Here is a 13,827-nt window from a genome sequence, read left to right on the forward strand (position 1 = left end):
GTTAAGACTAACCGGTGTCGGTGATAAAGCTTAAGGCTGTAATTTGTAAATGGAAGTTTCGCCAGATTAACTGCACTGCTGGATGTTGAGAGCAGAACGGCTTAACCGCGCTAAAATAACTGATTCATCGCTAAAACAAAGCGGCGAAAAGTTACCCCAACGAAATAGTCGCAACCGTTATGGTTAACATCAATTTAAACTTTAAAACAATTAAGACAAATTTTATTATGACTATAAGCTATAAGAAAAGGTTTTATCTGGGGCTAATAGCAAAGGATTACAATTCCTATTCGCGACTATGACTCAATATTACTTCCTCATGGCCGACACCATAATCACAACAGGTCGATAACGACCAATAAACCCTGGATTTCACATGATTTGGCAAACTTATCAACGTATTCCATTTTGGCAAAAAGTTATCACCGGCTTTGTCCTGGGCGCACTGTTAGGTGTGATCCTTGGCGATAAGGCCACAATATTAAAACCACTAGGTGATCTGTTCATTAAAGCCATCACCATGCTGGTCGCACCTCTAGTATTTTGTGCCATCGTTTCCAGTATCACTGCATTAGGCAGCGAAGTTGGGCTTAAACGCCTAAGTGCCAAAACCCTGGGCATGTTTATGCTCACCGGCACCATTGCCTCCCTTATCGGTTTGGCCGTAGGTAGTGTTATCGATATGGGGGGCACCATGAATCTGGCGGCTACTGAGGTGCGCGAACGCAATGTGCCAGGCTTCGCACAAGTGTTACTGGATATGATCCCGCTGAATCCATTCCAGTCGCTTGCGCAAGGTAAGGTCTTACAGATTATAGTGTTTGCAGCATTGGTCGGAATTTCCATCAATATGGTGGGCGAAAAAGCAAAACCACTCAAAGACGCCATCCACTCCGGTGCTGAGGTGATGTTCCAACTGACACGGCTGGTACTTAAATTAACTCCAATTGGTGTCTTTGGGTTGATGGCCTGGGTAGTCGGTAAATATGGTCTTTCAACGCTAGCGCCTTTAGCTAAATTTATCCTGGCGATTTATATCGCCGCACTGCTACACATCATTTGTGTCTATGGCGGCTTAGTGAAATTTGCTGCAGGCCTCAGCCCCTTGCAATTCTTCCGTAAAGCAATGCCTGCCCAGCTGGTTGCATTCAGCACCGCATCCAGCTATGGCACTTTGCCTGTCACTACGCGTTGCACGCAGTCGATGGGCGTATCGGAACGTTACAGCGCCTTTGTACTACCGCTTGGTGCCACCATGAATATGGATGGCTGTGGCGGCATCTACCCGGCCATTGCCTCTATTTTTATCGCTCAGATTTATGGCATTCCATTGGATATGACGGATTATATGCTGATTGCCATTACCGCTACGGTCGCGTCCGTAGGTACTGCCGGCGTTCCAGGCAGTGCTATGGTGATGTTAACCGTAACATTAGGTGTGATCGGTCTACCACTGGAAGGGATAGGATTTATCGCTGCAATAGACAGGGTAATAGATATGATCCGCACTTGTACCAATATCACTGGTGACATGATGACGGCTGTTGTGGTCGGCAAGTCAGAAAATGAGTTTGACCAAGCGCAGTTTTACCGCGCCGAGAATCAAGCAGAAGCCGCCTAACAAGGCTAGGTAACATACTATTAAGGCCGCGTTATAGCGGCCTTTTGCTTATCTGAAATAACCACTGCTATCATAATGCCAAGCAATTGAAAGGAACCTTTGTCTATGGGGCGTTTTCTTTTTTTACCGCTCATTTTATGTTTATTGTGGCTGGCATTTTTACGCTACAACGGCATTCCGATATCACAGGGAGCCCGAGGCTTTGTATGGATCATTGGGGTTAGTGCTATCATCATCTGCATGCTTGCATTAGCCATCTGGCTAACCGCTTAGCTTGTAAACAATACCGCCGTTTTGACTCTTAGATAATGTTAACTGGCAGGAGTATGAATGGCGGACTGAAAATGGCTAAACGGCGAACGACATCCACGCTAAAGCGTTCTGAATGACCGCCGGATGCTCATCCTAGACCGGGAGGCTGCCGGCATCCGACAGAAGTCAGAAGGGAATTCCCCGCTGATATTATGGCTGGCCGTATCCGAGGGCTGCTATATGGCAGAGCAGATAGGGAAATCTGCAACAGGAAAAGAACCAAAATGGTCAGGATAACCGAGACGATTTACGCGAACGGTGACATGAAAATTTCCACTGCAAACATTACCCATATCTGCCGGCTACCCCGCATGACCGCTGCTATTACTATTCCAGCGAAATGCAGTAACATGAGTTTGACCTTGACTAGTAAGGGAAATGTCATCGCCATGCTAACTCAGTTACTGGCTATCCACCCAACGGAACCAGTGAAGCATGATGGGATGATGCGCAAGAGCTCGCTCGGCTATGAATCCGCCGGAGACATACACACCTGACCCTATGGAAAAACGATTTAACAAACAGTCGGGAAATAGTGGACACTACAGTCCAGTGCCACTCAAGGAATAAAATGGCGGAGAAGGAGGGATTCGAACCCTCGATGGGAGATAAAGCCCATACTCCCTTAGCAGGGGAGCGCCTTCGGCCACTCGGCCACCTCTCCGCAAATTGGTGCGCATGGAAGGAGTCGAACCTCCGACCACCTGGTTCGTAGCCAGGTACTCTATCCAGCTGAGCTACATGCGCATAATTTGAAAAAAAATAGGCAGACAATGGTGCGCATGGAAGGAGTCGAACCTCCGACCACCTGGTTCGTAGCCAGGTACTCTATCCAGCTGAGCTACATGCGCAGTTGATTGTCTGTTAAGCGCAGGCGATAAATCCCAATGGTGCGCATGGAAGGAGTCGAACCTCCGACCACCTGGTTCGTAGCCAGGTACTCTATCCAGCTGAGCTACATGCGCATGGAATCAATGGGAAATAAAGCAGAATGGTGCGCATGGAAGGAGTCGAACCTCCGACCACCTGGTTCGTAGCCAGGTACTCTATCCAGCTGAGCTACATGCGCAGAACGTATTCTTTACTGCTAAAACGAAATGGTGCGCATGGAAGGAGTCGAACCTCCGACCACCTGGTTCGTAGCCAGGTACTCTATCCAGCTGAGCTACATGCGCAGTTTTTTCGTTAAGAAAATGGCGGAGAAGGAGGGATTCGAACCCTCGATGGGAGTTAAAGCCCATACTCCCTTAGCAGGGGAGCGCCTTCGGCCACTCGGCCACCTCTCCGCTTTTTCTTGGCGCACATATTACTGTTTGAAGAAAATAAGTCAAACGCTTTTTGGGAAAGGCAAACCGTTTGCCCTGTTTTTAATCATATCGCGCAATAACGCTGCAACACCGCCAAAAACAAGGCTTTTTAGATGTTGAGTAAATAAAAAGCCAGCTATCAAAGCTGGCTCTTCAGACTACATCAGGCAGATCCAACAGCATAGGATCAATAGTCGCCGCCTTCAGAAGAAGAGCCGCTCTTTTCGGACTGAATGCGTTGATAAATCTCTTCACGATGCACAGAGACTTCTTTGGGCGCATTTACGCCGATACGCACCTGGTTGCCTTTTACCCCCAACACAGTCACTGTGACTTCGTCACCAATCATCAGTGTTTCGCCAACTCGGCGGGTCAAAATCAGCATTAGATTGCTCCTCTATTATCCATATCTTTATTACGGCGCTTATCCGTTCTGATGTCTATTATAAGGTGAGCTTAGTACAAAATAATAGTATTCAATACTAAAACCCTTGTTTTGCGATACCTTATTTAGTCAAAAACCGTGATGCAGCACGCGAACAGCCCTATCAGCATATGCGTCAGTTATTCATCTGACGAATATGTCGTCTGTAAATTCCGCAGCTTAACAATGATAAATTTAAGCATGCGCCGCCTACTTATGTCACACATAGCTGTTTTTTATGAACACTCACCGACACGATTCGGGGTTCCGTAGCAACAGCTAGGGGGGCCAAAAACTAAAGTCCATTGGATTCCCTGTTCGCAAGTTGCTGGCAATAACGTTCGCGCTCATCTCATGTGATATCAAAAATAGGTCGGCGCTAAATCAATGGGCTCCACAGAACCCATTGATTTAGCGCCGACCGTTTACTGACGACTGAGAATTACACTGATAAAAGGCGTTCACCAGTCGCTCAGATTAATGACTTACAGACGTTCCTGCAGCCAAGGTAACACCGATGCCAGAGCAGCGGGGAGTTTTTCTGGTTCGCTTCCGCCAGCCTGAGCCATATCAGGACGGCCACCACCTTTTCCCCCCACCTGAGCGGCAACCATTGCCACCAAGTCACCCGCTTTGACTTTAGCAGTAAGATCCTTGGTCACACCCGCGATTAGGTTAACCTTGTCATCATGAGCAGTGCCAAGAACCACGATACCTGATTGCAATTTTTGTTTCAGTTCATCCTGCAATCCGCGTAAAGCGCCCGCATCAACCCCTTCCAGCAATTTAACCAGTACCTTAGTGCCTGATACATTAGTCGCTTCAGTGACTAAATCAGCGCTTGCAGCAGCAGCCAATTTATCTTTTAGCTGCGAAATTTCTTTCTCCAGTTGCTTAGCGCGATCTAATTGCGCTTTAAGCTTAGCAACAACAGAGTGAGTATCACCTTTGAGCAATGCCGCAGCTTCAGCCAGTTCCTGTTGCTGCTGGGCAATATATGCCATGGCAGCTGCGCCAGTGACGGCCTCAATACGCCGAATGCCAGCAGCAATACCACTTTCAGAAACAATCTTGAAAACGCCGATATCACCGGTACGCCCCACGTGGGTACCACCGCATAATTCCACAGAAAAATCGCCCATAGTCACGACGCGAACACGGGTATCATATTTTTCACCAAACAGCGCCATTGCCCCTTTGGCTTTCGCCTGTTCCAGATCCATTTCTGCGGTCTGCAATTGATGATTGCGGCGGATCTGTGTGTTCACCAGATCTTCCACTTCTTGCAGTTGCGCTGCAGTCATCGCTTCAAAATGAGAGAAGTCAAAACGCAACCGTTCAGGTTCAACCAACGAGCCTTTTTGCGCCACATGAGTTCCCAAGACCTTGCGCAGGGCTGCATGTAATAGGTGTGTCACAGAGTGGTTTAACTGCGTCCGGTGACGCAACTTTTTGTCTACTAATGCTTTTACGGTCTGACCTAGCTTGAGACTACCGCTAGTGAGTACCCCAATATGCCCGATTGCCTGAACATATTTCTGGGTATCTTGTACATCAAACTCAGCAGCCTCAGCCAACAGTTGGCCTTTATCGCCTACCTGACCACCTGACTCACCATAAAAAGGGGTATTGTCGAGAATAATTACGGATTCCTGTCCAGGCAATAACGCATCTACCAGTTGACCGTTCACATAGATTGCCTGAACCTTGCCTTCACCGGTTAATGCGTCATAACCACAGAAATGACTGTTGATATCAGTTTTGATACCTGCATTGTAGTCCGCAGCAAATTGACCCGCAGCTTGAGCGCGGCTGCGCTGAGCCGCCATGGCGACATCGAAACCAGCTTCATCTACGGTAATGTTGCGCTCACGACAAACGTCTGCAGTCAGATCTAATGGGAAGCCATAGGTATCGTATAGTTTGAAGGCTGTTTCACCATCAAGTACATCGCCTTTAAGATCGGCTAATGCGCCATCGAGGATACCTAAGCCACGTTCCAGTGTGCGAGCGAACTGTTCTTCTTCGGCTTTCAAGGCATTTTCAACAACGCTTTGGGTTGCTTTAAGATCTTTAGCCGCATCGCCCATCACTTCAATCAGAGTGGGCACTAATTTGTAGAAGAACGTATCTGTGGCACCGAGCTTGTACCCGTGGCGCACGGCACGGCGAATAATACGGCGCAACACATAACCTCGACCTTCGTTGGACGGCATTACACCATCAGCGACCAGAAAGGCACAGGAACGAATATGGTCGGCGATTACCCGCAGGGATTTTTCTTCAAGATCACTGACACCAATGATTTCTGCCGCCTTGGCAATCAGAATTTTGAATACGTCGATTTCATAGTTGGAATGTACCTTCTGCATAATCGCAGAGATACGTTCGAGTCCCATGCCGGTATCTACTGACGGCTTCGGCAATGGCAGCATACTACCGTCTGCTTGACGGTTGAACTGCATGAACACGATATTCCAAATTTCGATAAAACGATCACCGTCTTCTTCTGGTGTACCTGGACGGCCACCCCAGATATGTGCGCCGTGATCGTAAAAGATTTCCGTACAAGGACCGCAAGGACCGGTATCGCCCATCTGCCAGAAATTGTCGGACGCATATGGCGCGCCTTTATTGTCGCCGATGCGAATAATATCTTCTGCCGGAATACCTATCTCTTTATTCCAGATATTGAAGGCTTCATCGTCATTCTGGTAGACGGTAACGCACAGCTTTTCTTTTGGAAGTTTTAACTCTTCAGTCAAAAAGGTCCAGGCAAAGCGAATCGCATCGTGTTTGAAATAGTCACCGAAACTAAAATTACCTAACATTTCGAAGAATGTATGGTGACGTGCAGTGTAACCGACGTTATCCAGATCGTTATGTTTACCGCCAGCTCTTACACAACGCTGCGCGGTAGTCGCGCGGCTGTAACTGCGTTTATCATTGCCAAGGAACACATCTTTAAACTGGTTCATCCCGGCATTAGTGAACAGCAGTGTTGGGTCATTCCCTGGCACCAGGGAACTGCTGTCTACTACCTGATGACCATTTTTTCGGAAAAACTCCAGAAATGCACTTCGCAGTGCGGCGGTGGTCTGATACATGAAATCGTCCTGAATAACTTGGGCTGTAAACTACAAAAAATGGCCTGGAGCTAGGCTGCCGGCCACTGTTACGCGTAATAGTCAGTCATTATAAGCGTGCAGGCACAGAATACCAATCAGAATCACCCAGGTCAGAGTGGATATATTAACAACAAAAAGGACATCAGCCCGATATTTAGCGCGATAGCTAACCAAGCAAGGAGCAATGAAAAACCGGGTAATTAAGAAGAGTGGTAAACGCGTAAAAAATCTAAGGCTGAAAAGCCCCTTTTAGAGCAGTAACCTGTATTAGTAACCACTATTTGTATGAAACAAGTTAACTGTGTGATGCTTACTCGTAAGGATCATAATCAAGTCCATAAGCTATCTGATCATAGCTAAAGCCTTGCCCTATCAAGTGCCGAATCCGTCTAGCACGTTCTTTAGCATCAACTGCGCTGGCATTGTTGCCATACTTCTTTAACGCTCTTTCACGAGCTAACGCAAACCAATCACAATCAGCAGCAGCTAACGCCCCATCAATACAGTCTTTAGATAACCCCTTTTGTAATCCACTTTGGCGAATGCGTGTCGGTCCATGCCCTTTGGCAATCTGAGCGCGAACTAAAGCACCGGCATAGCGTGAATCATCGATAAAACCCTTGGCTTCTAATGTACTGGCAGCCACATCAATATCTGTTTTGGTAAATCCTTTATCTGCCAGCCGGGAACACAATTCTCCCCGACTGTAATCGCGGCGCGCTAGCAGCGCAACCGCGATATCCATCAGTGAATCGCTCAGAAGATTTCTCCGGTTTCCATATCGATATTATCTTCACCAACGGTTTCAGTAGCCGCTGTTGCACCAACACCACCTTTATGCAGCAGCATTTCCCGCAACTGGGTATCAATCTCCTGCGCCACTTCTGGATTATCCTGCAGGAATTTGCCCGCGTTGGCTCGGCCCTGGCCAATTTTATCGCCTTTGTAGCTATACCAAGCGCCAGCCTTTTCAATCAACTTATGAGCCACACCAAGATCGACCAATTCACCAACTCGGTTGATGCCTTGACCATATAAGATCTGGAAATCGGCTTGTTTGAATGGTGCAGCAACTTTGTTTTTCACCACCTTAACGCGCGTTTCGTTACCAACGACTTCATCACCTTCTTTGATAGAACCCGTACGACGAATATCCAGACGCACGGACGCATAGAATTTCAGCGCGTTACCACCGGTTGTGGTTTCCGGGTTACCAAACATCACCCCAATCTTCATACGGATTTGGTTAATAAATATAAGCAAGGTGTTGGATTGTTTGAGATTACCAGCGAGCTTACGCATGGCCTGACTCATCATTCGTGCTGCCAAGCCCATGTGAGAGTCACCAATTTCCCCTTCAATTTCTGCTTTGGGTGTTAACGCTGCTACCGAGTCGACGATGATGACATCCACAGCACCACTGCGAGTCAGAGCATCACAGATTTCCAGTGCCTGCTCCCCAGTATCTGGCTGAGAACACAGCAGATTATCAATATCTACCCCTAACTTACGGGCATAAATAGGATCCAAAGCATGTTCGGCATCGATAAAAGCACAAACCTTGCCTTCCCGTTGCGCGGCAGCGATCACTTCTAAGGTAAGCGTAGTTTTACCAGAAGATTCAGGTCCGTAAATTTCAACGATACGGCCTAATGGTAAGCCTCCAGCCCCTAATGCGATATCCAGAGAGAGCGAACCGGTGGAAATCGTTTCCACATCCATGCTTCGATCTTCACCCAATTTCATAATCGAGCCTTTACCAAACTGCTTTTCAATCTGGCCCAACACGGCGTTTAACGCTTTCTCTTTATTCGGATCAATCTTCATTCTGGTTCCCTCTTACGACAACCAAATTGTTGTCTGAAATGCCTGTCTGCACCCAATCGGGTATAAATCGTTATCACGTTTATCCAGTAGTATACTGTACAATCATACAGTATCAAGTCCTGTGTATGATTAATTTATTTGCATTAATAATGCATTAGCAACAATGTCCTTTTTGTATCAAAGAGATGGCAAAATTTGTGAGAGTAAACTTCATCACTTTCAAATAACTGTTAATATTGCCATCCAGATTGCGGACATCATTGTCCGGATAACGAAGGAAAGACCCGCACAAGTTTATGATGCAAAATTCAGCTATTAGCCTCGATGACGATCTCGAAAAGCACACCCCCATGATGCGGCAGTACCTGTCGACGAAGGCCCAACACAGCGATATGTTGCTGTTTTATCGCATGGGAGACTTTTACGAGCTGTTTTACGATGACGCACGTCGCGCCTCCGAGCTGCTGGGGATCTCATTGACTGCTCGAGGTAAGAGTGGCGGAGAGCCGATTCCCATGGCGGGCATCCCCTATCATGCAGTGGAAACCTACCTGGCGAAACTGGTGCAACAGGGCGAATCCGTGGCAATCTGTGAACAGATTGGTGACCCTGCGTTGGCAAAAGGACCGGTTGAACGGAAAGTTGTACGTATCGTTACCCCCGGAACACTGACTGATGAAGCATTGCTACAAGAGCGGCAGGATAACCTGCTAGCTGCAGTTTATGAGGGGAAAACCGGCTTCGGCTATGCCACGCTAGATGTTGCGTCAGGACGTTTCATCGTTACAGAACTGGAAGATCTTGAAAGTCTAGAAGCTGAGTTGCAACGAACCAGACCCGCAGAGCTGCTATATAGCGAAGATTTCTCGCAGCAACAACTGCTAAGCAGCATCAAAGGTAAACGTCGCCGTCCAGAGTGGGAATTTGATTTTGATACCGCCATGCGCTTTTTATTGGATCAGTTCGGTACCAAAGACTTACAGGGATTTGGCATTCATCAAGCGCGCTTGTCGCTGCAAGCGGCTGGCTGCTTAATGCAATATGTGCGTGATACTCAGCGCACCGCCCTGCCCCATATCAATGCGATTCATCAATTCAGCCCAAGTGACAGCATAGTGCTGGATGCGGCCACCAGACGAAACCTGGAGTTAACACAGAACTTATCTGGCGGTCGCGAAAATACCCTTGCATCGGTATTGGATGCCACCGCAACGCCAATGGGTAGCCGTATGCTGCAACGCTGGATCCATCAACCACTACGCAGTCGCACATTGATTGAAGCACGGCATAATGCAGTGGCAGAATTACTGTCTTGCGGACAGTATGAACAGCTGCACGACGTGTTGAAATCGCTGGGAGACGTTGAACGAATTGTCGCCCGTTTAGCGATCCGTAATGCCAGACCGCGGGATCTAGCGCGTTTGCGTCAGGCCTTAGAACTGCTTCCTGAGATCCAACAACAACTCAGTACGATGAAGCAACCACACCTGCGTTACCTCAGCGAGCAGATCAGCGAATTTCCTGAGGAATTGTCACTGTTACAGCGCGCCATCATTGATAATCCGCCCGTACTAATTCGTGATGGAGGTGTCATTCGCGAAGGCTATAACGCTGAACTTGATGAGTGGCGAAGCTTGAGCGACGGCGCGTCCGATTATTTACAGCAGTTGGAAGTACGAGAAAAAGAACGAACCGGTATTGCAACATTAAAAGTTGGGTTTAATCGGGTACATGGTTATTACATTGAAGTATCCCGCGGACAATCGGCACAGGTTCCTTTGAGTTACCAACGTCGTCAGACGCTGAAAAATACCGAACGCTATATTATTCCTGAGTTAAAAGAGTATGAGGAGAAAGTGCTTTCGAGTCAGGGCAAAGCCTTAGCACTGGAAAAACAGTTATGGGACGAACTGTTCGACCATCTGCTACCCAAACTTTATGCACTACAGTGCTTCGCGGTGGCAGCATCAGAACTGGATGTGTTGAGTAATTTTGCTGAACGGGCTGAATCCTTTGGTTACTGCCAGCCTAACCTGACTGACAGCACCGGTATTGATATCGACGAAGGGCGACATCCTGTGGTCGAAAGAGTGAGTCAATCGCCTTTTATCGCGAATCCGGTTGTCCTAAATCCAAACCGACGAATGCTCATTGTGACCGGTCCCAATATGGGCGGTAAATCCACCTATATGCGTCAGGTAGCCTTGATCACACTGATGGCCCACATCGGCAGTTTTGTCCCAGCAGCGCACGCCACGATTGGCCCGGTTGACAGAATTTTTACGCGAATTGGGGCCTCTGATGACCTGGCTTCAGGCCGCTCTACCTTTATGGTTGAGATGACAGAAACGGCAAATATTCTGCACAATGCCACGGCCAATAGTTTGGTACTGATGGATGAAATTGGTCGAGGTACTTCAACCTATGATGGGATGTCATTGGCCTGGGCAGCCGCAGAATACCTGGCTCGTCAATTAGGAGCCTTAACGCTGTTTGCCACCCACTATTTCGAATTAACGCAGCTATCTGAGTTATTACCACAGGTCATAAATGTGCACCTGGATGCCATGGAACATGCCGACACCATTGTGTTTATGCATGCCGTACAGGAAGGCGCGGCCAGTAAAAGTTATGGGTTACAGGTAGCGGCGCTGGCTGGCGTACCGACGACGGTGATCAAAGCTGCCAAAATGAAATTGAAAGAGTTGGAAGCGAGAGACAGCCACCAGCACCAAGGTGCCGTTACACCGCTGCAATCCAGCCTGCCATTTGAAAATGAAATTTCAGAAGTGGAACTAACGCTTAAGCGACTCAACCTTGATGAACTGACGCCAAAATCGGCACTGGATTTGTTATACAAACTGCAAACATTAGCGAAACAGCACTAAACATCTCCTTAGCTGAATAACAGTAACTGTCCCGTCCTAAGATAGGTTGACAGTTTTTAGGCCAGCTCCCGTAGCTGGCCTTTTCTATTGTGCACCTGATTGGGTGTTGCCATATCTAAACTCAGGTGTGGTCTCATTTCGTTATATATCGCTATCGATTCTCGAACAAGTCTCTTCAGCTCTTCCAGCGTTTTACATCGATACAGGAAAAACTCTTGCTTCAGTATGCCATTGACTCTTTCCGCTAGTGCATTTTGATAGCAATCATAACCGTCTGTCATTGACGGCTGAATATGGTTCGCTATCAGTTCATCCTGATAAACGGCTGCGCAATACTGCGCTCCCCGGTCTGAGTGATGCACTGCATTAGCGATATAGCGCTTATCCCTAACCGCCATTTTCAGCGCTTTCACCACGCTGTCTGCTTTCATGTCTGTACTCAAGTGATGACCGACTATCTTGCGTGATACGGCATCGGTAACCAGTGACAGATAGTGCACGCCTTGGTCTGACTCAAGATAAGTGATATCGCTGACCAGTACATGCGCTGCATCATGCAGCCCGTCTGCTTTCAGCAGGTTGGGATGCTTCTTCATCCAGTGCTTGCTAAACGTCGTTTTGGTGTAACTTCGCTTAGGCTTCACCAGCAAGCCCTCATTTCTCAAATAGGTAAAGAATCCATCCCGTCCGAGTTTGATATCCTGTTCAATCAGCATAGGTTTTATCAATGTGTAGAGCTTGCGTGTGCCCAATCGCGGCATATATTTACGCCAGTATTGTACGGAGTCTTTGATGACCGATAATTCCGTTCTCCGACTATTCATCCGGGCAACTGCCTGGTAAACACCTTGCCTTGAAATACCGACAGCACGACATACGGCTGCCAGGTTTATTTCTCTTTTGGCTTTGGCTTGCCAGACATACCGGATAAGTACTTTTTTCTTAAACCAGCTCCGTATTCATTATCCATGATATCGACCATACCATTGAGGATTTGGTTACGCAGTTTCTCTTCGGCTAACTCACGCTCAAGGCGTTTGATAGTTTGTGCTGGGGTTTCTTTTGAATGTGGCATAAGGGGATGCTGAAAAGGTTTCGACCAATCGAGTCTACCATGCTTTCTGAGCCAAACGAGTACGGTTGTCTTACCCTGAATGCCAAAGCGCTGCTGGGCTTGTTTGTACGTCATCTCGCCTTTTTCGACACGCTCTACGACACCTAATTTAAAGGCTAAGGTGTAATCACGTTGCGTGCGCTTACGGCTTGAGTTAGTTGATGTCGCCATAAAGAAGTCCTCTTTATGTCAACGTATTTCAGGACGGGACAAACTGACACAAAAAAGCGCACGTTTATGTGCGCTTTTTAATCCAAACAGCGACTGAATTACATTTTAAACAGGGCTTCTACTGACAACCCTTGCCCTGAAATCATATCACGCAGACGTTTTAACGCTTCCACCTGGATCTGTCTGACTCGTTCTCGAGTCAGACCAATTTCAGCGCCGACATCCTCCAGCGTTGCTGGCTCATATCCCAGCAGACCAAAACGGCGCGCTAACACTTCCCGCTGTTTGGTGCTTAGTTCATTCAGCCATTTCACCACAGATTTAGAGATATCCTCATCCTGTACCTGCGCATCTGGTGTATAGCTATCATCGTCAGGCAACACATCCAATAAAGCTTTTTCATTATCACCACCGATGGGTGTATCCACCGACGTAATTTTTTCATTAAGCTTAAGCATGCGACTAACGTCAGCACTTGGCAGTTCTAACTTTGACGCGATCTCTTCCGCAGTAGGCTCATGGTCCAACTTGTGTGCTAGTTCCCTGGCGGTACGCAGATAAACGTTAAGTTCTTTTACAACATGAATAGGTAAGCGAATAGTACGGGTCTGATTCATAATGGCCCGTTCAATAGTTTGACGGATCCACCATGTAGCATATGTAGAGAAACGGAAGCCTCGTTCTGGGTCAAATTTTTCTACGGCTCGAATGAGGCCGAGATTACCTTCCTCGATCAGGTCAAGCAGTGCTAACCCGCGATTGTTATAACGACGGGCAATTTTTACTACCAATCGTAGATTGCTTTCAATCATTCGGTTGCGCGATTTTTCACAACCGCGGAGAGCTTTGCGCGAAAAATAAACTTCCTCTTCGGCAGTTAATAAGGGGGAAAAACCGATTTCACTTAAATACAGCTGAGTGGCATCTAAATTCTTTTGCAGATCATCCTGTACACGCTCTGCTAAGGCATCAGCCTGCTGTAAATCCATCTCAACTGAAAAATCTTCAAATTCTTGCACGGAAGCGTTGGTATTA

The 13,827-nt window shown here is 47.5% G+C and carries 9 protein-coding genes and 7 tRNA genes; 3 read left to right on the forward strand and 13 right to left on the reverse strand.

Going from position 1 to position 13,827, the window contains the following annotated elements:
- Positions 1 to 376: 376 nt before the first annotated feature.
- A complete protein-coding gene (locus KDN34_RS11240) occupies positions 377 to 1,621 on the forward strand; it encodes a dicarboxylate/amino acid:cation symporter (protein ID WP_212593873.1) in 1,245 nt (414 codons plus the stop codon).
- Positions 1,622 to 1,726: 105 nt separating this feature from the next.
- Positions 1,727 to 1,894 (forward strand): hypothetical protein, encoded by a 168-nt coding sequence (locus KDN34_RS11245; protein ID WP_212593874.1) that lies wholly within the window; start codon positions 1,727 to 1,729, stop codon positions 1,892 to 1,894.
- 611 nt (positions 1,895 to 2,505) lie between these two features.
- Here KDN34_RS11245 and KDN34_RS11250 read toward each other — a convergent pair.
- The 11 genes from KDN34_RS11250 to recA all read right to left on the reverse strand — a co-directional run bounded on the left by KDN34_RS11250 (position 2,506) and on the right by recA (position 8,619).
- Positions 2,506 to 2,597: transfer RNA gene (locus KDN34_RS11250), tRNA-Ser, on the reverse strand.
- A gap of 6 nt (positions 2,598 to 2,603) precedes the next feature.
- Positions 2,604 to 2,680: transfer RNA gene (locus KDN34_RS11255), tRNA-Arg, on the reverse strand.
- Positions 2,681 to 2,707: 27 nt separating this feature from the next.
- Positions 2,708 to 2,784, reverse strand: a tRNA-Arg gene (locus KDN34_RS11260).
- A gap of 37 nt (positions 2,785 to 2,821) precedes the next feature.
- A tRNA-Arg gene (locus KDN34_RS11265) sits at positions 2,822 to 2,898 on the reverse strand.
- 27 nt (positions 2,899 to 2,925) lie between these two features.
- Positions 2,926 to 3,002 (reverse strand) — tRNA-Arg (locus KDN34_RS11270).
- 29 nt (positions 3,003 to 3,031) lie between these two features.
- Positions 3,032 to 3,108: transfer RNA gene (locus KDN34_RS11275), tRNA-Arg, on the reverse strand.
- Positions 3,109 to 3,127: 19 nt separating this feature from the next.
- Positions 3,128 to 3,219, reverse strand: a tRNA-Ser gene (locus KDN34_RS11280).
- A 208-nt stretch (positions 3,220 to 3,427) separates the two neighbouring features.
- Entirely contained in the window at positions 3,428 to 3,625 is a 198-nt protein-coding gene (gene csrA, locus KDN34_RS11285; RefSeq protein ID WP_133039664.1) for a carbon storage regulator CsrA, read from the reverse strand.
- A gap of 524 nt (positions 3,626 to 4,149) precedes the next feature.
- Entirely contained in the window at positions 4,150 to 6,771 is a 2,622-nt protein-coding gene (alaS, locus tag KDN34_RS11290; RefSeq protein ID WP_212593875.1) for an alanine--tRNA ligase, read from the reverse strand.
- Between the two features lie 331 nt (positions 6,772 to 7,102).
- On the reverse strand, positions 7,103 to 7,537 hold the full coding sequence (locus KDN34_RS11295) for a regulatory protein RecX (protein ID WP_212593876.1): 435 nt from the start codon (positions 7,535 to 7,537) through the stop codon (positions 7,103 to 7,105).
- A gap of 11 nt (positions 7,538 to 7,548) precedes the next feature.
- On the reverse strand, positions 7,549 to 8,619 hold the full coding sequence (gene recA, locus KDN34_RS11300) for a recombinase RecA (protein WP_212593877.1): 1,071 nt from the start codon (positions 8,617 to 8,619) through the stop codon (positions 7,549 to 7,551).
- Between the two features lie 299 nt (positions 8,620 to 8,918).
- On the opposite strand from recA, the gene mutS reads away from it, so the two are divergent.
- Entirely contained in the window at positions 8,919 to 11,507 is a 2,589-nt protein-coding gene (gene mutS / locus KDN34_RS11305; protein ID WP_212596626.1) for a DNA mismatch repair protein MutS, read from the forward strand.
- Positions 11,508 to 11,563: 56 nt separating this feature from the next.
- Here the strand turns inward: mutS and KDN34_RS11310 are convergent.
- Positions 11,564 to 12,792, reverse strand: a protein-coding gene (locus tag KDN34_RS11310; protein ID WP_212593878.1) for an IS3 family transposase whose coding sequence is annotated in 2 segments (ribosomal slippage) — positions 11,564 to 12,441 and positions 12,441 to 12,792 — 1,230 coding nt in all. Because the reading frame shifts where the segments join, the coding sequence is not laid out codon by codon here.
- Between the two features lie 98 nt (positions 12,793 to 12,890).
- Positions 12,891 to 13,781, reverse strand: coding sequence for an RNA polymerase sigma factor RpoS (rpoS, locus tag KDN34_RS11315; RefSeq protein WP_228730484.1), 891 nt, complete (start codon positions 13,779 to 13,781; stop codon positions 12,891 to 12,893).
- Positions 13,782 to 13,827 lie beyond the last annotated feature (46 nt).

Source organism: Shewanella yunxiaonensis (assembly GCF_018223345.1).
In the GTDB taxonomy this organism is placed as follows: domain Bacteria; phylum Pseudomonadota; class Gammaproteobacteria; order Enterobacterales; family Shewanellaceae; genus Shewanella; species Shewanella yunxiaonensis.